General features: G+C 49.1%; 22 protein-coding genes. 13 read left to right on the plus strand and 9 right to left on the minus strand.

Features of this window, described 5'->3' with window-relative positions; translation table 11 throughout:
* Positions 1 to 60: 60 nt before the first annotated feature.
* The 3 genes from KCG55_RS02950 (at position 61) to katA (ending at position 3462) form a co-directional block, all read left to right on the plus strand.
* Positions 61 to 252, plus strand: a complete 192-nt coding sequence (locus KCG55_RS02950) for a YqaE/Pmp3 family membrane protein (RefSeq protein ID WP_003684175.1) — start codon at positions 61 to 63, stop codon at positions 250 to 252.
* Positions 253 to 281: 29 nt separating this feature from the next.
* On the plus strand, positions 282 to 1643 hold the full coding sequence (accC, locus tag KCG55_RS02955) for an acetyl-CoA carboxylase biotin carboxylase subunit (RefSeq protein ID WP_254323353.1): 1362 nt from the start codon (positions 282 to 284) through the stop codon (positions 1641 to 1643).
* Between the two features lie 304 nt (positions 1644 to 1947).
* Positions 1948 to 3462 carry a catalase KatA gene (katA, locus tag KCG55_RS02960; RefSeq protein WP_254323354.1) on the plus strand — a complete coding sequence of 505 codons (1515 nt, stop codon included), beginning with the start codon at positions 1948 to 1950 and terminating at the stop codon, positions 3460 to 3462.
* 303 nt (positions 3463 to 3765) lie between these two features.
* Here the strand turns inward: katA and groL are convergent, their stop codons facing one another.
* The gene (gene groL, locus KCG55_RS02965; protein ID WP_049322649.1) at positions 3766 to 5400 is read right to left on the minus strand and encodes a chaperonin GroEL; all 1635 of its coding nucleotides are present in this window, start codon (positions 5398 to 5400) and stop codon (positions 3766 to 3768) included.
* Positions 5401 to 5498: 98 nt separating this feature from the next.
* Positions 5499 to 5786: a co-chaperone GroES gene (groES, locus tag KCG55_RS02970; RefSeq protein ID WP_003744509.1), complete on the minus strand. Its 288-nt coding sequence runs from the start codon at positions 5784 to 5786 to the stop codon at positions 5499 to 5501.
* Positions 5787 to 6201: 415 nt separating this feature from the next.
* Here groES and KCG55_RS02975 point away from each other — a divergent pair, with 415 nt between their 5' ends.
* The 7 genes from KCG55_RS02975 to KCG55_RS03005 all read left to right on the plus strand — a co-directional run bounded on the left by KCG55_RS02975 (position 6202) and on the right by KCG55_RS03005 (position 15088).
* Positions 6202 to 8247 carry a TonB-dependent siderophore receptor gene (locus KCG55_RS02975; protein ID WP_254323355.1) on the plus strand — a complete coding sequence of 682 codons (2046 nt, stop codon included), beginning with the start codon at positions 6202 to 6204 and terminating at the stop codon, positions 8245 to 8247.
* Positions 8248 to 8362: 115 nt separating this feature from the next.
* Positions 8363 to 9325 carry a siderophore ABC transporter substrate-binding protein gene (locus tag KCG55_RS02980; RefSeq protein ID WP_254323356.1) on the plus strand — a complete coding sequence of 321 codons (963 nt, stop codon included), beginning with the start codon at positions 8363 to 8365 and terminating at the stop codon, positions 9323 to 9325.
* A 230-nt stretch (positions 9326 to 9555) separates the two neighbouring features.
* Entirely contained in the window at positions 9556 to 10524 is a 969-nt protein-coding gene (locus tag KCG55_RS02985) for an ABC transporter permease (RefSeq protein WP_049328940.1), read from the plus strand.
* Positions 10514 to 11485, plus strand: coding sequence for an iron chelate uptake ABC transporter family permease subunit (locus KCG55_RS02990; RefSeq protein WP_063068312.1), 972 nt, complete (start codon positions 10514 to 10516; stop codon positions 11483 to 11485). Before KCG55_RS02985 ends, KCG55_RS02990 begins: the two co-directional genes overlap by 11 nt.
* Before the next feature lie 142 nt (positions 11486 to 11627).
* A complete protein-coding gene (locus KCG55_RS02995; protein WP_254323357.1) occupies positions 11628 to 13493 on the plus strand; it encodes an acyltransferase family protein in 1866 nt (621 codons plus the stop codon).
* Between the two features lie 127 nt (positions 13494 to 13620).
* The gene (locus KCG55_RS03000; protein ID WP_254323358.1) at positions 13621 to 14247 is read left to right on the plus strand and encodes an FmdE family protein; all 627 of its coding nucleotides are present in this window, start codon (positions 13621 to 13623) and stop codon (positions 14245 to 14247) included.
* A gap of 82 nt (positions 14248 to 14329) precedes the next feature.
* Positions 14330 to 15088, plus strand: a complete 759-nt coding sequence (locus KCG55_RS03005) for an iron ABC transporter ATP-binding protein (protein WP_003684210.1) — start codon at positions 14330 to 14332, stop codon at positions 15086 to 15088.
* A gap of 68 nt (positions 15089 to 15156) precedes the next feature.
* Here the strand turns inward: KCG55_RS03005 and KCG55_RS03010 are convergent, their stop codons facing one another.
* The 7 genes from KCG55_RS03010 to KCG55_RS03040 all read right to left on the minus strand — a co-directional run bounded on the left by KCG55_RS03010 (position 15157) and on the right by KCG55_RS03040 (position 20458).
* On the minus strand, positions 15157 to 16449 hold the full coding sequence (locus KCG55_RS03010) for a valine--pyruvate transaminase (protein WP_254323359.1): 1293 nt from the start codon (positions 16447 to 16449) through the stop codon (positions 15157 to 15159).
* Positions 16450 to 16556: 107 nt separating this feature from the next.
* Positions 16557 to 17078, minus strand: a complete 522-nt coding sequence (locus tag KCG55_RS03015; RefSeq protein ID WP_254323360.1) for a lytic enzyme — start codon at positions 17076 to 17078, stop codon at positions 16557 to 16559.
* Between the two features lie 68 nt (positions 17079 to 17146).
* On the minus strand, positions 17147 to 18202 hold the full coding sequence (locus KCG55_RS03020; RefSeq protein WP_254323361.1) for a hypothetical protein: 1056 nt from the start codon (positions 18200 to 18202) through the stop codon (positions 17147 to 17149).
* 24 nt (positions 18203 to 18226) lie between these two features.
* The gene (locus tag KCG55_RS03025; protein ID WP_003684225.1) at positions 18227 to 18628 is read right to left on the minus strand and encodes a hypothetical protein; all 402 of its coding nucleotides are present in this window, start codon (positions 18626 to 18628) and stop codon (positions 18227 to 18229) included.
* Positions 18629 to 18708: 80 nt separating this feature from the next.
* The gene (locus KCG55_RS03030; RefSeq protein ID WP_254323362.1) at positions 18709 to 19230 is read right to left on the minus strand and encodes an XAC2610-related protein; all 522 of its coding nucleotides are present in this window, start codon (positions 19228 to 19230) and stop codon (positions 18709 to 18711) included.
* Positions 19231 to 19294: 64 nt separating this feature from the next.
* Positions 19295 to 19753, minus strand: coding sequence for a hypothetical protein (locus KCG55_RS03035; RefSeq protein ID WP_254323363.1), 459 nt, complete (start codon positions 19751 to 19753; stop codon positions 19295 to 19297).
* Between the two features lie 405 nt (positions 19754 to 20158).
* Positions 20159 to 20458, minus strand: a complete 300-nt coding sequence (locus KCG55_RS03040; protein ID WP_254323364.1) for a porin — start codon at positions 20456 to 20458, stop codon at positions 20159 to 20161.
* A gap of 94 nt (positions 20459 to 20552) precedes the next feature.
* On the opposite strand from KCG55_RS03040, the gene KCG55_RS03045 reads away from it, so the two are divergent.
* The 3 genes from KCG55_RS03045 to KCG55_RS03055 all read left to right on the plus strand — a co-directional run bounded on the left by KCG55_RS03045 (position 20553) and on the right by KCG55_RS03055 (position 22901).
* Positions 20553 to 21383, plus strand: coding sequence for a carbon-nitrogen hydrolase family protein (locus tag KCG55_RS03045; protein ID WP_254323365.1), 831 nt, complete (start codon positions 20553 to 20555; stop codon positions 21381 to 21383).
* A gap of 9 nt (positions 21384 to 21392) precedes the next feature.
* A complete protein-coding gene (gene ruvC / locus KCG55_RS03050) occupies positions 21393 to 21938 on the plus strand; it encodes a crossover junction endodeoxyribonuclease RuvC (protein ID WP_219089025.1) in 546 nt (181 codons plus the stop codon).
* A 78-nt stretch (positions 21939 to 22016) separates the two neighbouring features.
* Positions 22017 to 22901: a lipid A biosynthesis lauroyl acyltransferase gene (locus KCG55_RS03055; protein ID WP_283255530.1), complete on the plus strand. Its 885-nt coding sequence runs from the start codon at positions 22017 to 22019 to the stop codon at positions 22899 to 22901.
* The last annotated feature ends 359 nt before the right edge of the window (positions 22902 to 23260 follow it).

A 23260-nucleotide genomic window follows, 5' to 3' on the forward strand; every position in this document is an offset into this window, starting at 1 on the left:
AGACGGCCTTCAGTTTCGAGGCCGTCTGAAATTCCTTTTTCTGTTCATTAAGGACAAACCATGCGTCTGATTTTGGCTATTTTCTTGCCTTGGTTGCAGTTTTTCACCATCGGCCGTCCGATTGCAGGCATCATCTGTCTGATTCTGCAATGTACGCTGGTTGGCTGGATACCGGCAGCCATGTGGTCGGTTTACGCCTTGAGCCAATACAAAACCGACCAAAAAATCCGCAACGCATTAGGCGGCCGCTGAGGCCGTCTGAACCATCCGGAAAGATTATCATGCTGAAAAAAGTATTGATCGCCAACCGGGGCGAAATCGCCCTGCGCGTCCTGCGAGCCTGCCGTGAAATGGGCATCGCCACCGTCGCCGTCCATTCCGAAGCCGACAAAGACAGCCTGCACGTCAAACTCGCCGACGAATCCGTGTGCATCGGCCCTGCCGCATCTGCACAAAGCTACCTCAACATTCCTGCCCTCATTGCTGCTGCCGAAGTAACCGAAGCCGACGGCATCCACCCGGGCTACGGTTTCCTCGCCGAAAACGCCAATTTTGCCGAACAAGTCGAACAATCCGGCTTTGTCTTCATCGGCCCGAAAGCCGATACCATCCGTCTGATGGGCGACAAAGTATCCGCCAAACATGCCATGATCGAAGCCGGCGTGCCTTGCGTTCCCGGCTCTGAAGGCGCATTGCCAGACGACGGCGAAGAAATCCTCAAAATCGCCGATAAAGTCGGTTATCCCGTCATTATCAAAGCCTCCGGCGGCGGTGGCGGTCGCGGTATGCGCGTCGTCGAGAAAAAAGAAGACCTCCTCCAGTCTGTCGAGATGACCAAAGCCGAAGCAGGTGCGGCATTCGGCAACCCGATGGTTTACATGGAGCGCTACCTGCAACGTCCGCGCCACGTCGAAATCCAAGTGATTGCCGACGAATACGGCAACGCCATCTACCTCGCCGAGCGCGACTGCTCCATGCAGCGCCGCCACCAAAAAGTCATCGAAGAAGCACCTGCTCCGTTCATCACTGAAGAAGAACGCGCCAAAATCGGCAAAGCCTGTGCCGACGCTTGCAAACGCATCGGCTATCGCGGCGCAGGTACGTTTGAATTCCTGTACGAAGACGGCGAATTCTTCTTTATCGAGATGAACACTCGCGTTCAGGTTGAGCATCCGGTTACCGAGCTCATCACCGGCGTGGACATCGTCCAAGAGCAATTACGCATCGCATCCGGCCTGCCTTTGCAATACAAACAGGAAGACATTCAAGTCGAAGGCCACGCGTTTGAGTGCCGTATCAATGCCGAAGACCCGTACAACTTCATTCCAAGCCCGGGCCTGATTGAAAGCTGCCACCTGCCCGGCGGCTTCGGCATCCGCGTCGACAGCCACATCTACCAAGGCTACCGCATCCCTCCTTACTACGACAGCCTGATCGGCAAAATCTGCGTCGTCGGTAAAGACCGCGACCAAGCCATGGCAAAAATGCGCGTAGCCCTTGCCGAGCTGGCGATTACCGGTATCAAAACCAATACACCGCTGCACCGCGACTTGTTCAGTGATCAAGGCTTCCAAAAAGGTGGCGTCAGCATCCACTACTTGGAACATTGGTTGGAAGAACGCAAAGCCAAACAGGATAAATAATCCTCTGTTTTGACTAAAAATAAGGCCGTCTGAAACACAAAATAAAGTTTCAGACGGCCTTTTTTCACAATCAAATTATTTATTAAAACTAATGATATTTAATAATTGATTTATTATATCTATTTTAAATCGATTTCATAGTTCCAATAGTTAAAACCTTTCTGTATAGTTCTTTCAATAGTTAACAACAAAAGGAAATAAAATGTCGATGCAAGAAATTTATGAGAATCAAGAAACCGGCTACGAATATGCCTTCCGGCAAATCGTTTTATAAACCACTGACCATTTCACAAAGGAAATCATCATGACCGTCTCTAAATGTCCCGTAACCCACCTGACCATGAACAACGGCGCACCCGTTGCCGACAATCAAAACAGCCTGACCGCAGGCCCACGCGGCCCTCTGCTGGCGCAGGATTTGTGGCTGAATGAAAAACTCGCCGACTTCGTGCGCGAAGTCATACCCGAACGCCGTATGCACGCCAAAGGTTCGGGCGCGTTCGGTACGTTTACCGTGACACACGACATCACAAAATACACCCGTGCCAAAATCTTCAGCGAAGTTGGTAAGCAAACTGAGATGTTTGCCCGTTTCACCACCGTGGCGGGCGAGCGCGGCGCAGCCGATGCGGAACGCGACATCCGCGGCTTTGCGTTGAAGTTCTATACCGAAGAAGGCAACTGGGATATGGTCGGCAACAACACGCCCGTGTTCTTCCTGCGCGACCCGCGCAAATTCCCCGACCTGAACAAGGCGGTCAAACGCGACCCGCGCACCAATATGCGCTCCGCTACGAACAACTGGGACTTCTGGACGCTGCTGCCCGAAGCCCTGCACCAAGTCACCATCGTCATGAGCGACCGCGGCATCCCCGCCAGCTACCGCCATATGCACGGCTTCGGTTCGCATACATACAGCTTCTGGAACGAAGCGGGCGAACGTTTCTGGGTGAAATTCCATTTCCGCAGCCAACAAGGCATTAAAAACCTGACCAACGAAGAAGCCGCAAAAATCATCGCCGACGACCGCGAAAGCCATCAGCGCGACCTGTACGAAGCCATCGAGCGCGGCGAGTTTCCGAAATGGACGATGTACATCCAAGTCATGCCTGAAGCCGATGCGGAAAAAGTACCTTATCATCCGTTTGACTTGACCAAAGTTTGGCCGAAAAAAGACTATCCGCTGATTGAAGTGGGTGAATTCGAGTTGAACCGCAATCCCGAAAACTTCTTCGCCGATGTGGAACAATCCGCCTTCGCACCGAGCAATCTGGTTCCCGGTATCGGCGCCAGCCCGGACAAAATGCTGCAAGCCCGTTTGTTCAACTATGCCGACGCGCAACGCTACCGTTTGGGCGTAAACTTACACCAAATCCCCGTCAACCGCCCACGTTGCCCTGTTCACAGCAACCAGCGCGACGGGCAAGGCCGCGCCGACGGCAACTATGGCAGCCTGCCGCACTACGAACCCAACAGCTTCGGCCAATGGCAGCAACAGCCCGACTTCGCCGAACCGCCTTTGAAAATCAACGGCGACGCGGCTCACTGGGACTACCGCCAAGATGATGACGACTATTTCAGCCAACCGCGCGCCTTGTTTAACCTGATGAACGACGCGCAGAAACAGGCTTTGTTCGACAACACCGCCGCAGCTATGGGCGACGCCCCCGACTTCATCAAATACCGCCACATCCGCAACTGCCACCGTTGCGACCCCGCCTACGGCGAAGGCGTGGCGAAAGCCCTTGGACTGACTGTCGAAGATGCCCAAGCGGCACGAGCCAACGACCCTGCTTTAGGTCAACCTGGTTTACTGTAAGGAGTTATTATGTGGATAGAAATTGAAGAACTCTTGTCTCAAGCTGTCCAGTACAGCCGTTCAAGCAAAAAGTAACGGTTTAGATCATTAATCAGGCCGTCTGAAACACAAAATAAAGTTTCAGACGGCCTTTTTTAATGATGAAGTTCATTTGATGGCTTCTGATTCAATGGAACTGGCTACCCTTTTTTCTCTGTAAATCATGGCATTCGCCTCACCATCTCACGCCTCTACCGGCAAATAAAAAACCGCACGGCTGATTACCGTGCGGTTTTGCTTTTTGTCTGAAGGTTTCAGACGGCCTTACATCATGCCGCCCATACCACCCATGCCGCCCATATCAGGCATAGCAGGTTTTTCTTCAGGGATTTCAGCGATCATGCAGTCTGTGGTCAGCATCAGGCCGGCGATAGACGCGGCGTGTTGCAACGCGGAACGGGTTACTTTGGCAGGGTCGAGTACGCCCATTTCGATCATGTCGCCGTATTCGCCGGAGCCTGCGTTGTAACCGTAGTTGCCTTTGCCTTCCAATACTTTGTTCACAACCACGCTAGGTTCGCCGCCTGCGTTGGCAACGATTTGACGCAGAGGAGACTCGACGGCGCGCAATACGATTTGTACGCCTGCGTCTTGGTCGGCATTGCCGGTGTGCAGGTTTTCCAAAGCAGCACGGGCACGCAACAGGGCTACGCCGCCGCCTGCAACCACGCCTTCTTCAACGGCTGCGCGGGTAGCGTGCAACGCGTCTTCCACGCGGTCTTTTTTCTCTTTCATTTCCACTTCGGTAGCGGCACCGACTTTGATCACTGCCACGCCACCGGCCAATTTAGCCACGCGCTCTTGCAGTTTTTCTTTGTCGTATTCGCTGGTTGCGGTTTCGATTTGTTGGCGGATTTCAGCAACACGCGCTTCGATTTGGGCTGCGTCGCCGAAGCCGTCGATAATGGTGGTGTTTTCTTTACCGATTTCGATGCGTTTGGCTTGACCCAAGTCGTCCAAAGTCGCTTTTTCTAGAGACAGGCCGACTTCTTCGGAAATCACCACACCGCCGGTCAGGATAGCGATGTCTTGCAACATGGCTTTGCGGCGGTCGCCGAAGCCCGGAGCTTTAACGGCAACGGTTTTCAGGATGCCGCGGATGTTGTTCACGACCAAAGTCGCCAAGGCTTCGCCTTCTACGTCTTCAGCGATAATCAACAGCGGACGACTGGCTTTGGCCACTTGTTCCAAAACAGGCAACAAGTCGCGGATGTTGCTGATTTTTTTGTCGAACAACAATACAAACGGATTGTCCAAAGCAGCGATTTGTTTTTCAGCGTCATTGATGAAGTAAGGAGACAGGTAGCCGCGATCGAACTGCATACCTTCAACTACGTCCAGCTCGTTTTCCAAAGATTTGCCGTCTTCAACGGTAATCACGCCTTCTTTGCCGACTTTTTCCATCGCTTCGGCGATAATCGCGCCGACTTGTTCGTCAGAGTTGGCGGAAATAGAACCGACTTGGGCGATTTCTTTAGAAGTGTCGCAAGGTTTGGCGATGTTTTTCAGCTCGTCAACCAAAGCGGCAACGGCTTTGTCGATACCGCGTTTCAGGTCGGTCGGGTTCATGCCGGCGGTCACGTATTTCATGCCTTCGGCAACGATGGATTGCGCCAATACGGTTGCAGTAGTGGTACCGTCGCCGGCTACGTCGTTGGTTTTAGACGCCACTTCTTTCACCATTTGCGCGCCCATGTTTTCGAATTTGTCTTTCAATTCGATTTCTTTTGCAACAGACACACCGTCTTTAGTGATGTGCGGGCCGCCGAAAGCGCGGTCGAGCACCACGTTGCGGCCTTTAGGGCCCAAAGTTACGCGTACGGCGTTTGCCAATACATTGACGCCGTTTACCATTTTTTGGCGAACTTCATTGCCGAATTGTACGTCTTTTGCTGCCATTTAAATTCTCCAAATCAATATTAAAAATCTGTTCGAGGCCGTCTGAAAACTTCATGTTTGATTCAGACGGCCTTTGGTTCTGAAACTTAATTCAACAATTATTCAACGATACCGAAGATGTCTTCTTCACGCATTACCAACAGCTCTTCGCCGTCGGCTTTTACAGTTTGGCCGCTGTATTTGCCGAAAATCACTTTGTCGCCGACTTTGACATCCAGCGGACGGCGCGCGCCGTCTTTACCGATTTTGCCCGCACCCACGGCGATTACTTCGCCCATGTCGGGTTTTTCAGCAGCCGCACCCGGCAAAACGATGCCGGAGGCGGTTTTTTCTTCAGCTTCTAAGCGTTTGACGACTACGCGGTCGTGTAAAGGGCGGATGGTCATGTCTTAATGCTCCGATAAATAAATAGATTGAAAACAATTGTCTGTCGGACATGACAGACACGGTTTGCTTGGAAATAGCGGCACGCTTATGGAAAGCCTGCCGTAATGGCGGGTAGATTTGGGTTGTCTGCGACAAATTCAAGGGAAAAAGTAAAAATTTCTATGCAGTCTTTCCAAATATTTTCATACGCAAGAATGTTCGAGTACATATTTTTCAGACGGTCTGATATACCAACTGCAAAGTTCGTTTAAAAACAACCCACTTCCTTTACAAATTCAATACAACTCTTTACAACTGTTTCTTTTATATGCATTATTATAAATGATGATTATTCTTAATTGCATATTTTAAAGATAATTTCTCTTTATTTGCTTTTATTTTTTATTACTGTCATTTTATTAAGGACATTTCTCAATGAATACGCCTCTGTTTCGACTGAGCCTGCTGTCACTGACACTGGCAGCCGGTTTTGCACACGCAGAAAATGAAGCCAAAGACAATGTTGTGCTTGATACCGTTACCGTTAAAGGCGACCGCCAAGGTAGCAAAATCAAAACCAATATCGTCACTCTTCGTCAAAAAGACGAAAGCACGGCAACCGATTTGCGCGAATTATTAAAAGAAGAACCAGCCATCGACTTCGGCGGCGGCAACGGTTCATCTCAATTCCTGACGCTGCGCGGCATGGGTCAAAACTCGGTGGATATTAAGGTGGACAACGCCTCTTCCGACAGCCAAATGCTGTATCACCAAGGCCGTTTCATCATCGACCCTGCACTGGTTAAAATCGTCTCTGTACAAAAAGGCGCAGGTTCGGCATCTGCCGGTATCGGCGCAACCAACGGTGCGATTATTACCAAAACAGTCGATGCCCAAGACTTGCTCAAAGGTTTGGACAAAAACTGGGGTGTGCGCCTCAACAGCGGCTATGCCAGCAATGACGGCGTAAGCTACGGTGCAAGCGTATTCGGCAAAGCGGGTAACTTTGATGGCTTGTTCTCTTACAGCCGCAACGATGAAAAAGATTACGAACCCGGCAAAGGCTATACAAACAGCAACGGCGGCAAAACCGTACCATTCAGCGCGCTGGACAAGCGTAGCTATCTTGCCAAAATCGGCGCAAACTTCGGCGACCACCGCTTAGTATTAAGCCACATGAATGATCAACACCGAGGCATCCGCACCGTCCGTGAAGAGTTTACCGCCACTGACAACCCGCGTCTGACCTTGGAACGCCAAGCCCCGACCTACCGCGAAACCAGCCTCTCCAACACCAACTTGGCATGGACGGCAAACAACTTGGGTTTTGTTGAAAAACTGGATGCCAACGCCTACCTGATGAAAAATGAACGCTATTCGGCCGATGACAGTAAAAACGGTTATGCAGGCAACCTGCCCGGCCCGAATACGACCGTTATCGAAACCAAAGGCGCGAATTTCAATCTGGACAGCCGCATTGGCGAAAAAACATTGATCAAATACGGCGTCAACTACCGTCATCAAGAAATCAAACCGCCGGTATTCTTCAGCTCAGCCTTGAGCAATCCGAAGAAAAGCGATGCCGGTATTTACGCTGAAGCCATCCACGACATCGGCGACTTTACCCTTACAGGCGGCTTGCGCTACGACCATTTCGACATCAAAACCCATGACGGCAAATCCGTTTCCGACGGCACCGTCAACCCGAGCTTCGGCGTGATTTGGCAACCGCATGAATACTGGAGTTTCAGTGCCAGCCACAACTACGCATCCCGCAGCCCGCGTCTTTACGATGCACTGCGTCAACATGGACGCAGAAACGCCATTACGTCGATTGCAGACGGCACCAAAGCCGAACGTGCCCGCAATACCGAAATTGGCTTCAACTACAACAACGGTAGCTTTGCCGCCAACGGTAGCTACTTCTGGCAAAAAATTAAAGATGCCGTCGCAGGTCCGCAGCAACGCCATGATGCTGCTGGCAACCCGATTGCAGGCGTACGCGAAATCGTCAATGCAGGCTACATCAAAAACCAAGGCTACGAACTGGGTGCGTCCTACCGTACAGGCGGCCTGATGGCGAAAGTCGGCGTCAGCCACAGCAAACCGCGCATCTACGATACTCATCCTGAAAACCTGTTAAGTGCCAACCCTGAATTTGCCGTACAAACCGGCCGCACTTGGACGACCTCCCTCTCCTACCGCTTCCAAAATCCGAATTTGGAAATCGGCTGGCGCGGACGCTACCTCCAAAAAGCTTCCGGCTCGGTATTGGTTCGCGACAAGGGTGAAGTCAAACGTAAAGGCTACGGCGTGAACGATGTATTCGCCAACTGGAAACCTCTGGGCAAAGACACACTCAATGTCAACTTTGCCGTCAACAACGTGTTTAACAAGTTCTACTATCCGCACAGCCAACGCGGTGAAACCTTGCCGGGCATCGGCCGCGATGTCCGTTTGGGTGTGAACTACCGCTTCTAAGCAATCAGCTTGAAAAGGCCGTCTGAAAACAAAAGTTTTCAGACGGCGTCTAGCTTTATAGCCCGATACAAGTTATCATTTCGATTTACTTTATTTCCGACCACGGAGAGACTCTATGTTACGTTTGACCGCTTTAGCCGTATGCTGCGCCCTCGCTTTGGGTGCGTGTTCACCGAAAGATTCTGCTTCCAATCAGGCACAAACTGCTTCCGCTTCTGCCGCCCAAACCGAAGGTGCAAGCCTGACGGTGAAAACCGCGCGCGGCGATGCGCAAGTGCCGCAAAATCCGGAGCGTATCGCTGTTTACGATTTGGGCATGCTCGACACTTTAAACAAACTGGGCGTGAAAACCGGTTTGTCCGTCGACAAAAACCGCCTGCCCTACTTGGACGAATATTTCAAAACCACGAAACCTGCCGGCACGCTGTTTGAGCCTGACTACGAAGCACTCAACGCTTACAAACCGCAGCTCATCATCATCGGCAGCCGTGCAGCCAAAGCGTTTGATAAGTTGAACGAGATTGCACCGACCATCGAAATGACCGCTGAAACCGCCAATCTGAAAGAAAGCTCAAAAGAGCGCATCGACGCGCTGGCGCAAATCTTCGGCAAACAGGCCGAAGCGGACAAGCTGAAAGCGGAAATCGATGCTTCGTTTGAAGCGGCGAAAACTGCGGCTCAAGGCAAAGGCAAGGGTTTGGTGATTTTGGTCAACGGTGGCAAGATGTCGGCTTTCGGCCCTTCTTCCCGTTTGGGTGGTTGGCTGCACAAAGACATCGGCGTTCCCGCTGTCGATGAATCGATTAAAGAAGGCAGCCACGGCCAGCCTATCAGCTTTGAATACCTGAAAGAGAAAAACCCTGATTGGCTGTTTGTTTTGGACCGCGGCGCGGCCATCGGTGAAGAAGGTCAGGCTGCGAAAGATGTTTTGGACAATCCTTTGGTTGCCGAAACAACTGCATGGAAAAAAGGCCAAGTCGTGTACCTCGTACCGGAAACCTATCTGGCGGCCGGCGGCGCACAAGAATTGCTGAACGCTTCCAAACAGGTCAGCGATGCGTTTAATGCGGCCAAGTAATTCGGCGCGGGCATAGCCGCCCGCCTCTTTCAGACGGCCTGAAAGGTTTGATGATTCACAGGATCAAGCTGCTTGATCTAAAGTCATTGGATTTAGGCCGTCTGAAAATACATGGTGCAAATGGACAATTTTTGCCTGTTTGCATCTGTTTTTATGATGGGCAAACCTGCCTTTTTCGCAAAATACCTTAACCCTTCTTTCAGACGGCCTTATTTTTTCCGAACCATTTTATGTTTCACAAACCTTCATTTTTAAATGCGGTCAACGGTGTGGCGCTGCTGATATTGTTTGCCGTCAGCCTGTCGATCGGCGTGGCCGACTTCAAATGGTCCGCCCTGTTTTCGCTATCCGACAGCCAGCAAGTCATGTTCATCAGCCGCCTGCCACGTACGTTTGCGATTGTGCTGACGGGTGCGTCGATGGCAGTGGCCGGCATGATTATGCAGATTTTGATGCGCAACCGTTTTGTCGAACCGTCGATGGTGGGCGCAAGCCAAAGCGCGGCTTTGGGTTTGCTGCTGATGACCCTGCTGCTGCCGGCCGCGCCACTGCTGGCAAAAATGTCGGTTGCCGCCGTTGCCGCGCTGATCGGGATGTTGGTCTTTATGCTGCTGATCCGCCGCCTGCCGCCGACCGCGCAACTGATGGTGCCTTTGGTCGGGATTATTTTCGGCGGTGTGATTGAGGCGGTGGCCACCTTTATCGCGTATGAAAACGAAATGTTGCAAATGCTGGGCGTGTGGCAACAGGGCGATTTTTCCGGCGTGTTGCTCGGACGGTATGAATTGTTGTGGGCAACAGGGATTTTGGCTTTGTTTGCCTATTTGATTGCCGACCAGCTGACGATTTTGGGTTTGGGCGAAACGGTGAGCGTGAACTTGGGGCTGAACAGGACGGCGATTCTGTGGTCGGGGTTGATTATTGTGGCGCTGATTACGTCTTTAGTGGTCGTGACGGTCGGCAATATTCCGTTTATCGGCCTAGTCGTGCCGAACATCATCAGCCGCCTGATGGGCGACAAGCTGCGCCAAAGCCTGCCTGCGGTGGCCTTGCTGGGCGCGTCTTTGGTGTTGCTGTGCGATATTGTCGGACGCGTGATTGTATTTCCGTTTGAAATTCCGGTCTCTACGGTTTTTGGCGTAATGGGGACGGCTTTGTTTTTATGGCTTTTATTAAGGAAACCTGCTCATGCCGTCTGAAAAAAATATCGGTTTTATGGCAGGAAGCAGCCGTCCGTTGTGGGTCGCCTTTGCGCTGTTGCTGGTTTCCTGCGTTCTGTTTATGACGCTCAACGTCAAAGGCGATTGGGACTTTGTCCTGCACCTGCGTCTGACCAAACTTGCCGCGCTGCTGATGGTCGCCTATGCGGTCGGCGTGTCCACGCAACTCTTCCAAACGCTGACCAACAATCCGATTCTGACCCCTTCGATTTTGGGTTTCGATTCGCTGTATGTGTTTTTGCAGACCTTGCTGGTGTTTACGCTCGGCGGCGTGGGCTATGCTTCCCTGCCGTTGACGGGCAAATTCGGCTTTGAACTGGTCGTCATGATGGGCGGCTCGCTGCTGTTGTTCTACACGCTCATCAAACAGGGCGGACGCGATTTGTCGCGCATGATTTTAATCGGCGTGATTTTCGGGATTTTGTTCCGCAGCCTGTCGTCTCTGCTTTCGCGCATGATTGACCCCGAAGAATTTACCGCCGCGCAGGCGAATATGTTTGCCACCTTCAATACCGTCCACTCGGAATTGTTGGGCATCGGCGCAATCGTATTGCTCATCAGCGCCGCCGTGATCTGGCGCGAACGCCACCGCCTCGACGTTTACCTGCTCGGCCGCAATCAGGCCATTAATTTGGGCATCAACTACACGCGCAATACCTTATGGCTGCTGTTGTGGATCGCCGCACTGGTTGCGACTGCCACCGCCGTTGTCGGCCCGGTAAGCTTTTTCGGCCTGCTGGTTGCCGCACTGGCCAACCATTTTTCCCCGTCGGTCAAACATTCCGTCCGCTTGCCCATGACTTTTTGTGTCGGCGGCATCCTGTTGGTCGGTGGGCAAACCATCTTCGAACACTTCCTCGGCATGCAGGCCGTATTGAGCGTGGTCGTCGAATTTGCAGGCGGATTGGTATTTTTATATTTGGTGTTGAAAAAGAAATAAATTAAACGTGCCCAAACGCTCGCAAAAATAAATTCAGGCCGTCTGAAATCTATGTTTCAAAAATATTTAATCCTTGAAATGAAACTAAATTTCTGACATGTACTCATAGTAAACATTACTGGATTTACTAAAATTACAAAAAATGAGCACGACATTAAAATACCGTCCCGACTTGGACGGCATACGGGCGTTGGCAGTATTGGCTGTCATTATTTTCCACATTGATGCCGCTTGGCTGCCCGGCGGTTTTCTTGGTGTGGATATGTTTTTCGTTTTGTCCGGCTATCTGATCACCACCATCATCAGCCGCGAAATGCAAAACGGCAGCTTTTCGTTTTTAGAGTTTTACAAACGCCGCGCGAAGCGCATTTTGCCCGTTTTCTCCTGCGTATTGCTGTGTACGAGCTTGGCCGCCGCAATCTTTTTCTTGTCGTTTGACCTGCGCCAATACGTCAAATCGGCAGTGTTTGCGTTGCTGTTTTCGGCCAACCTGTTTTTTGCACGGCGTGGCGGCTATTTCGATGCTGATGCGGCGGAAAAACCTTTGCAGCACATTTGGTCTTTATCGCTGGAAGAGCAGTTTTACTTTGTTTTTCCGGTGTTGCTGATTGCCTTTTTCCGATTCAGCAAAGGGCGCAACATCCGCCAATTCATCCTTTTGCTGATTGTATTGAGCCTGTTGTCCGTCTTTTTGCCCACCTTCGGCATGGACCCTTATTTCCTGCCTTATGTGCGCGCATACGAGCTGCTGATCGGCGCGCTTTTTGCCTTTATTTCGCCCTCCCAAAACAACGACCGTTTCAGCACGCCTGTGGTCGGCTGGGCGATGATGGCGGTGATTGCCGCCATGCTGCTGCTTCCTTACGGCGTGTTGCCAGGCGAAGGCAATATCGAACGGCTGCTGTGCTGTACGGCGGTTGGCGGCTTGATTTACTCGGGCAAAACCCTGCAAACGCAAAGCGGCTTCAATACCGCCAAACTGTTGAGCCTCAAGCCCATTGTGTTTATCGGTTTGATTTCCTATTCGCTGTATCTGTGGCATTGGGTGGTCTTGGCCGTCATGCGCTATGTTTACATGGACAACGCTTTGCCGATGTCCGCGATTGTATTAGCCGTGGTGCTGATGTCGGGCTTGTCCGTTTTGTCCTATTACTTCGTCGAAACACCGGCGCGACGGATAAAGAATTTCACCACCCAAAAATTCATCGGGGTAATCGCCGCCTATTTCGCCCTGCTGATTCCTGCCGCCGGCTACCTGCTGACTGCCAAACCGGCCGCATACGAGGCAAACCTATATACGGTTGACGAAAGTAAAATCTGCGCGGATACCTTGACCAAAACCGACTGCGCCGTCGGTGCGGAAAACCAAAGCAGCAAAGTCCTGCTGATGGGCGATTCCCACGCCGCCCACCTGACGCCATTTATCGATATGGTGGGCAAACAGGAAGGCTTTGCCGCCGACGTCATCTCGTCCAACAGCTGCGGCGTTGCCTTCGGCTTTGTGTTGCCGCACAGCGACCGTCGTGCCGACCGTTGCAACCCTTACAACCGCTTTATCGCACAAAAGGTCGAAAACTATCCGGTGATCTTTATCTCGCAACGTTGGTTCCTGCATACCGACAAGCCCGGTTTTACGGATTATTTCGGCAAAATGCTCGACACCCTGATTCAACAGGGCAAGCAGGTTTACGTCTTTGCCGACACGCCGATGAACGCGCAACTGCCCCTGCGCCATTACTACCTGAAACAGCGCCTCGGCCTCGACATGCAATACGTTTCCGAGCATAAAAAAGCCGAAATCGCCCGCTCCGCCGAAGCCGACAAGACCATAGAAAACATCGTCAAACAGCGGCCTGCCGTGCATTGGGTCAACATCATGGGTCCGATTCCGGCAGACAAAACCATAGACGGCCTGCCGATATATTTTGACACCAACCACCTCAACACCCACGGCGCGACAAAACTGGCGGAAAAATTTATACAGGACAAACAAATACTCCTAAAATAACACCGCAGTTTCAGTCCGAAACCTTTGCCGCAATACTGAATGCAAATGCCGCAACAGTATGCCGCAAAGGTTTCAGGCCGTCTGAAACCTTCAGACGGCCTAAACAAACCCATAAAGGACAACCCTCATGACACAAGAACGCCTCCCTTCATTCTTCGATGATGCCCCGACCATTACCGTCCAAGACGCATTGGCCGACTTCCTCGGCGCAGCCGAAAACGGCATCCTCACTTACCGCTACGCCGATGCCGTGCGCCTGTGCGGCCACTCCTGCCCGACCGTCGCCGGTGCCTACCTGATGGTGGTCAAAGGCCTGAAAGCCCTTTACGGCGCAGAGCTGCCGCAACGCGGCGACATCGAAGCCTTTATGCAGGGCGAGCGTGACGAAGGCACGACCGGCGTTACCGCTTCCGTCGTCCAACTCCTTACCGGCGCGGCACCCGAAACCGGCTTTGGCGGCGTAGGCCCAGCCGGACGCTTTGCCCGCCGCCACCTCTTGTCCTTTGGTGCAGGCGAAATCGACGGCACACTCGCACTCCGCCGCCGCGATACCGGCAAAGCCGTTGCCGTCAACCTCAATGCCGCGCTCCAACCCTTTGCGCCGCAAATGCGCGACATCATGCCCAAAGCCGTCAGCGGCAGCGCAAGTGCCGACGAACTCAAACAATTCGGCGAGCTTTGGCAAGAACGCGTCCGCGCCTTCCTGATTGATCAAGCCGACAATCCCGAATTTGTCACCGTCAGCGAAATCTAAAAACACCATACAGGAATAAAATTCAGACGGCCTCATGCTGAAAGGCTGTCTGAAACCCCAATTTCCATTTTCGGACCCGCCTATGATTACCATCCGCAACGTCAGCCACACCATCGGCAGCAACCCCATCCTCAACGACGTCAGCCTCGACATTCCCGAAGGCGGCATTACCGCACTGATCGGCCCGAACGGCGCAGGCAAATCCACCCTCCTCTCTTTTATGGCACGCCTGCAGCCCTTGGTACACGGCGACATCAGCTACGCAGGCAAAGACATCAAGACCACCCCTACCGCCGAACTTGCCCGCACGCTCTCCATCCTCACCCAAGAAAACAGCATCATGAGCCGCATTACCGTGCGCGACCTGCTCATGTTCGGCCGCTATCCCTACCATCAAGGCAGGCCGTCTGAAAACGACAAAACCATCGTCGAAGAAGCGCTTGCCGAGTTCCACCTGCAAGACTTCGCCGACCGCTACCTGACCGAGCTTTCCGGCGGCCAACGCCAACGCGCCATGATTGCCATGGTGTTCTGTCAGCGCACCGACTACGTTTTACTCGACGAACCGCTGAACAACCTCGACATGTATCATGCCCGCTCCCTCATGCAAATCCTGCGCCGGCTGACCGACGAACACAAACGCACCACCGTCGTCGTCCTGCACGATATCAACCAGGCAGCAGCCTACGCCGATTACGTCGTCGCCATGAAAAACGGCCAAGTCGCCATGCAGGGCAAGCCCAACGATATTTTCACCGCCGAAAACATCAAAACCCTATTCGATATGGACGTCAACGTCCTCGATTACGAAGGCAAAAAACTGGTTATCCACCATATCTAAATCCGACAAAAAGGCCGTCTGAAACCCGATTGTTCAGGTTTCAGACGGCCTTTGCCTATTCAAAACGTTTATTTTTTATCGTACAAACCGCGCACCACGCGACCGATCGCGGCAATGCCTTTTTCCAGCGTTTCCGCATCCTGCGCAATGCTCATGCGAATGCACTCGCTCGCGTGCGGATAGTCTTGCCTATCAATACCGACAAAGAAATGCTCACCCGGAATAATCAGCGTGCCTTCGGCCTTGAGCATTTCGTACAAGGTTTGCGACGAAACAGGCAGGTTTTCAAACCAAAGCCACAAGAAAATCGCACCTTCAGGCTTGTGGATTTTCAACGGATACGCGCCCAATTCGCGCTTGAGCAGCGAGACGGCGGTTTGCGCCTGATTACGGTAAAACGGCTGAATCACTTCATCGGCCAGCTGTTTCAGACGGCCGTCGTTTAACAACGGAGCCGCAATCGCCGCGCCGAAACGCGTAGGCGACAGGTTCACAATCGCATTCAAACTGCTGACGGCTTTGACCACTTCCGGCGCGGCGACAATAATGCCGGTACGCACGCCGGGCAGTCCGATTTTAGACAAGCTGAAGCAGAGGATGATGTTTTCGTGCCAATTGAGCGTCACATCGCTGTAAATAATATTCGGGAACGGCATTCCGTAAGCGTTGTCGATAATCAGCGGAATCCCGTGTTCCTGCGCCAAAGCGTCCAAACGCTCCATCTCGCCGTCAGTCAGCACATTGCCGGTCGGATTGGTCGGGCGCGAACAGCAAATCGCACCGATTTTGCCCTCTTTCAATTCAGGCAGGCTCTCCAACGCGTCAAAATCCACGTGGTATTTGAAAAATCCCGCTTCGCCTTCGTGTTCGACATTTTCGATTTTCGGTTTTACCGAAATAAAATGCTGCCCTTCGACATGCACGTCGGCATAACCGATATATTCAGGCGCAAGCGGCAACAAAATGGCTTTTTCAGCCGTTTGGCCGTCTGAAAGATTGAATTTGCCGCCGAACAGGTTGAACAAATAGAAAAACGCGTTTTGCGAACCATTGGTCAGCGCGATATTGTCCGCCTTCAGATTCCAGCCGTATTCACGGTTGAGAAACTCAGTCAAAGCCGCAATTAGCGCCGCATCGCCCTGCGGATTGGAATAATTGCCGATATTCTCAACAGCGTGTTCCGCCGCCAGCTTGGAAAACACATCGGCGAACACCGCATTGACTTCAGCAATCCTCGCCGGATTGCCGCCGCCAAGCATATTGACGGGCTTGTCGCTTTTGAGCGCGTCGCCCAAATCGTCCATCAACTGCAAAATACCGCTGTGTTGTGTGAATTTTTCGCCGAATGCTGAAAACTGCATGGAAACTCCGTTACTGTGTGTGTGGAAACAATAAACCGCTATTATAAGAACAAAGGCCGTCTGAAAACCAGTTATCCTGATTTTTCAGACGGCCTTTAGTTTCTCGGCTATCTATGCTGAATAACCCGATAGCCATTTTCTACGTTTTTACCTGTCTTGGCACAAAGTTCATCGCCGCATCGCACAATATTGGCTCGATTGATGCGACCGACCATATCCGCATCCTGTCGTTTTTGATCAATCAACATGACATAGAAAAAAGATAATGCCAATCCTCCAATAACCAATGTTGCCATTGCAAGCGAAATAACCCATACCAAACGTGAAGAAATCTTCTGATTTTCTTCATTTACCTTATTCAAGTATACATTGAATTCACGTACTTGATCAGCCATTTGGTTGCGTGCCTTTTCCATATCTCGCACATAACCAGCCACAGAATTTGACATTTCTTTCGTCACTTCCGCACGTACCATCTCTGTGATCATCTTGCGTTGATCGTAAAGTGATTTATCCAATTTATCCTCAAGATTTTGGACAATCTGATGAGCACTTTGCCTAAACTGTACCATTACCTCGGCGGTTTCAAGCAAAAGATTATGTGCCTGTTCAAGTTCGTTATTATTCATGCGTAACTATCTATTTAAAGAATATGGGAAAAAACGTGCTATCAGCACTCTTCAAATTTGGGAATAATTTAACCAAACGAACGACCGCCAGAGCTGCGCTCTTCTTGAACTTGTGGAGTATTTTGAGCAACTTCTTGAGCCTGATTTTGTTTTAAGGTCTCTCGCAACTCATCTCTAAAATTTGCCACCACATCGGCATTGTTAGCCAATGCTTTGGCTGTGAACGTACCATCTTTGTCATTTTTAAAGCCTTGAATTAAAGCTTGAAGTTTATCGGCTGGCCTGTCATTACCCTCAGAAGATTTGGAATGTTCTTGCTGACGAGTTGGAGCTGTGATTCTTTCGATATTTTCGTCCCGACGTTTTGCATCTGCCGGGTGACTAATTCCATGTGCAGTATTCATACGGAAATTTTTTAAATCTTCCATATCAAGCTGACCATGCACTTTTACAGTTTTATTTCCAGGCAAAGTGACTCCATTGTCTTTTTCTGTTTGTGCAATAAACTTAACAAGAGCATCATTAACTTTTACACCATATTGATTGCCAATATCTGCAATAAAGACCTTTGCCTGCATGCTGTTATTCAAAAATTCTCTATTTACTTTATTTTTAACATTACTAATCTTTTCCTCTACCTTTAAAATTTTATCATCTAAATTTTCATTATAGTTTTCATTAATTAATTTTATTCCTGTAGGGGATGATAGCGCAGCATCCAATTTGGGCTTGATTTGCTTGTAGAATGCTTTATCTTCATCACTCATTCCCTTAATTACTATCTCTCCTTTCTTATTCTTGACATCATTAAATGGTTTGTATATCCGATGAAGCTGCGTCATCTCAGATTCTGATAAAAAAGAATTTCCTGCATTATCTTTGGCATGATGAAGTATTTTTTCTAATAACTTTTGGCCATCTTTATTAGATCCCACATCAAATTGATTTCCACCAAAGCTTGGACCACTAGAACCATGTACAGCATCAGACATTTCATATGCACCATACCCCCCATGCAATTCATTTACCATCATAGCTTGATGTAGATAATATTTAAAACCATCTTTAGGGGTTAAATGATCGCCACCGGTAAAACGAAGGCCATGATTCGCTTTCTTTGCCATACTTTATTCCTTTCTTAAAACAAATTAGAAGCGCTCCAATGCTTTCAAATGAGCTTGCGATTGCTCAATTCGGCATTGAAGAATATACCAATCAGATGCAGATTTTAGATCTGTATTATTTGTAGGATCAGAACAAAGTTGTTCTCTATATGCATTCCAAGTTTTACGTACTTTAATAAAATAAGAGGAAGGCAAAGCATGTAGAGCCATATCTTTTTGTTTTACTCGTCGGTATATCATCTTATATTTTTCATCAATTTTTTTTTCTAAACGGCTATCCCAAACATCCAAGCAATCATAACTAACATTTTCAATATTTTCTAATGCACTTTTAGGACAGACTTCTTTTTTATGCTCTATATTTTCCTGTGCAAAACATGAACCTGCCCCTAATAGGCAAACAGAAAGAAATAATGCTTTTTTCATTTTTTTTAAATTCCTTAAATTTGTAATAAATTACCCTATTTCATATAGCGATATTGATCGAATTTATCATTCATAATATTTTACCTATTTTCAATAAAATGCCATTTACCATTACGCCAGCAATAATGATCCTGGGAGTATTCCATTGAATTTTTCCGATAATCAACGTAAATACAGTTTTTTCCGCTAGCATGAATTTCGCCAAGCTGGGTAATATCTTTAGTTTCTTCAAATTGTTTAGTTTCAGGATTGAACATATAAAGTTCATTACCATTAATTGCTGACGCTGCAACAGGAAAACCCTTTAAAATAATATCAGGGTATCCATCATTATTTAAGTCTTGTATTTGAATCAAATGATCTGCAGTTAGAGGGGGATGTGACATACTTTCAATAATTTGTATTTTTTTAGTTTTTTTATTTGTAATGACAGCCTGATAATCCATATCAGAAAGTGGTTTTATCTTAATTTCAAAAGAAAAATTTGCTACTGGTGGATAAACACTTTCTTTTCCAACTACGTTTCCACTTTGCACGGCGCACGCAGTAGAAAATAAAGAAAGTGCAATAAAAGGAATTGTGAATAGTTTTTTATATTGCATTGCTCCTCCTTGAAAAATTTGGATTTTTTTCAAATTGCATCATAACCTTAAATTAATATATAAATCAAATATTTTTATCAAAATTTTCTAATGTTTTTATATGAAATAATTTCTGCTCCACATCACAAACAAGCTCTTTTGTATCATAAGAATTTTTTAACCCACCGGTAATATCACTTAATGGATTAAAACAAGCTTCATCTTCATAAGCAGAATATGTTTTTCTTAATTCAGAAAAATAATTTGAAGGAAATTTTTCAACTAATTTATTTTTTTTATTTTTAATTTGCAATTCTTTATATCTTTTATTTATTGCACTATCTAAACTAAGAGATAAACTATACAAACATTCATTTCCAATTTTATGTAACTGATCATACTTTTCCACATTGCATAGAGTATATATTTTCTCATCGATTGACTTCTTAATAGTATCTTTAAAAACAGAAAGTGTTGAAAAATCCTGAGCAAAACAAGAACCAGTTCCTAACAGGCAAATAGAAAGAAATAATACTTTTTTCATGTCAAACTCCTTAAATTTGTAATGACTTAGCCCATTATAGCAATACCCATTTTTAAAACTCATAAATTTACATTTTATTGATTACAATATTCTAGCACCATTTTGAAAACTTAGTACTAATAAATAATTATTAATCAGATTTCAAAGATAAAATTTAAAAAAAACAACCGTTCTTTTATTATGCTTCTATAAATTTCATAGAATAGATGATTTTAATCCTTTCTATTTTTTCAAACATCCTTTAATACGAAAAAAGGTATATGCAAGCTCCCACAACTCGTCATTTAAAACAATAAAAACAGCAAGTTAAAATATACTATATAATTATTCTCAAAATAAAAAACAGGCCGTCTGAAAACCAGTGATCCTGATTTTTCAGACGGCCTTTACTATCCAATCTTTCCTTTAACGGCCAAAATTCTCGCGACGTTCGCGCCAGTCTTGGCGGATGGATCCGCTTTTGCCGACAGGGGTGTCTTGTTCGACTTCCCAAATAAAATTCGTTCCGCCGCCAATCGGGTGCGAACCGCGCAAGCCGATGTGGCTGCCTTGGTCGGCAACGGCGGTTCGGCTGTATGTTTGGCCGCCGAAACGGGTTTGCGAGGTTTCGATGCCGCTTTTGATGCTGCCGTAAAGCTGTACGTCGGCATGTGCGGCAAGTGTGGCGGTGGAAAGCGCGGCAGTGAGGAGAAGTTTCAAGTTCATGGTTTATCCTTTTTTGGAGAGGAATTGTGTGACGATTGTATCGGCCTTGTGCGTAAACAAGTTACAATTCTTGCAAAATCTGACAGGAGTTTTGATGATGCGCTCTTTACGCGCCGCCGCTGTGCAAATGGTGTCGTCCACCGAACCTGAAACCAATATTGCCACCATGAAGCGCCTTGTCCGCGATGCGGCCGAACAAGGGGCGGATTGGGTGCTGCTGCCCGAGTATTGGCCGCTGATGGGCAAAAACGATACGGACAAGCTGGCATTTGCCGAACCTTTGGACGATGGACGCGTTGGCAAAACCTGCCACACCCGTTTTCAGACGGCCTTAAGCGAAACGGCAAGGGAATGCGGCGTGGTGTTGTTTGGCGGTACGGTTCCGTTGCAAAGCCCAAACGCTGACAAGGTGATGAACACGATGCTGGTGTATGACCGCGACGGCAAACGAATCGGGCTTTACCACAAAATGCACCTTTTCGGCTTTTCCGGTTTGGGCGAACGCTACGCCGAAGCCGATACGATACTGGCGGGAAGCGATGTGCCGAAGTTAAGCGTGGACGATGTTCCGCTGGCGGCCGGCGTCTGCTACGATTTGCGCTTTCCTGAGTTTTTCCGCGCCCAGCAGCCGTTTGATGTTTTGCTGTTGCCGGCCGCGTTTACCTACATTACCGGCAAGGCGCATTGGGAATTGCTGCTGCGCGCCCGCGCAGTGGAAAACCAATGCTACGTCATCGCGTCGGCACAAGGCGGACTGCATGAAAGCGGCCGCCGCACATTCGGCCACAGTATGATTATTGATCCTTGGGGCGATGTGTTGGCGACATTGCCGGAAGGCGAAGGCGTGATTTGTGCCGATTTGGATACCGCGCGCCTGCAAAGCGTGCGCACGCGACTGCCTGCCCTGAAACACCGATTACTTTAAACACGCACTATGTCCCAGTTCCAACCCACACGCATTCTCGGCATCGACCCTGGCAGCCGCGTGACCGGCTTCGGCGTGATCGATGTCCACGGCCGCGAACATCATTATGTTGCTTCCGGCTGTATCAAAACGCCAACCGGCGCGTCGCTTTCCGAACGCATTGCCGTGATTGTTCACCATATCGACGAAATCATCCGCCACTATCAACCCCATCAGGCGGCCATCGAGCAAGTGTTCGTCAACGTTAATCCGGCCGCGACGTTAATGCTCGGTCAGGCGCGCGGTGCGGCGATTGCCGCTTTGGTCATGCACGACTTGCCCGTGTTTGAATACACCGCGCTTCAGGTCAAGCAGGCTGTGGTTGGCAAGGGTAAGGCCGCCAAAGAGCAGGTGCAGCATATGGTTGTCCAAATGCTCGCACTTTCAGGCACGCCGCAAGCCGATGCCGCCGACGGACTCGCCGTCGCCCTCACCCACGCCCTGCGCAATCACGGATTGGCTTCGCAACTCAACCCTGACGGCCTGCAGGTCAAGCGCGGCCGTTTCCAATGGTAAGCCGACATTCAGGCCGTCTGAAATCGTGTTCCAGCCCGTTTTCAGACGGCCTTTCGGTTATAATAACCCTTTGCCCACATACAGCGAGCCTTCATGAAAGCCGCCTTCCTTTTTCTCTACCTCATCCGCCTACTGCCTTTTTGCGTGTTGCACAAGATTGCCGACGCGGTCGGCATTCTCGCTTATTACGCAGTCAAACCGCGCCGCAAAGTCGGCGAGGTCAACCTCAAAAAATGCTTTCCCAAGCTGAACGACAGCCAGCGCACCGCCCTGCTCAAACGCCACTTCCAACACATGGCGAAACTGATACTCGAATACGGCCTCTACTGGTACGCACCTGCGGACAAGCTGCGCTCGTTGGTGCGCTATCAAGACAAACACCATCTTGACGAAGCCCTCGCCGCCGGCGAAAAAGTCATCATCCTCTATCCGCACTTTACCGCATTTGAAATGGCGGTTTACACGCTCAATCAGGATGTACCGCTGACCAGCATGTATTCGCACCAAAAAAACAAAGCCCTGGACGAGCAAATCCTGAAAGGCCGCCACCGCTACAATAATGTTTTCCTGATCGGCCGCACAGAAGGCCTGCGCGCCATCATCAAACACCTGCGCAAAAGCGATGCGCCCTTTCTTTATCTGCCCGACCAAGACTTCGGCCGCAACGATTCCATTTTCGTCAATTTCTTCGGCATTCAGACGGCCACAATTACCGGACTCAGCCGTATCGCCAGCATGACCAAAGCCAAAATCATTCCCGCCATTCCCACGCGTGAAGCCGACAATACCGTAACCCTGCGCTTCTATCCGGCTTGGGACAATTTCCCGACCGAAAATGTCGAAGCCGACACCCAGCGCATGAACGACTTCATCGAAGAGCGGGTACGCGAGCATCCCGAACAATATTTCTGGCTGCACAAACGCTTCAAAACCCGTCCCGAAGGCGAAAATAGCTTTTATTGACTACATTAAATTACAATTTAAATATGCAAAAAGCGGCAAAATCCTTCTTTCGCCGCTTTTTTCATTTTAATCGAATCAAACCAAAATTCATGTTTGATTCTAAACAATCAAATAATATTCCGCTTTAAATGCTTTAAAAACAACTTTTTCATCGCGATTGAAACTTTCAAACAACCCTATATTTTTTCTCAAATGGAAAACATCGGGACCAGTACACTCTTTTCATTTACATATTAAATTTAATTTCTTTTAAAAACAACATATTGTAAAATAGTTCATCTGAAAAAATACATTTTAATCATTCAAAATATGAAATAAAATTAAATTAAAATTTAAAAAAATAAAATAAATATCTAACT

Origin of the sequence: Neisseria subflava (assembly GCF_024205745.1) — a bacterium.
Lineage (GTDB): Bacteria > Pseudomonadota > Gammaproteobacteria > Burkholderiales > Neisseriaceae > Neisseria > Neisseria flavescens_B.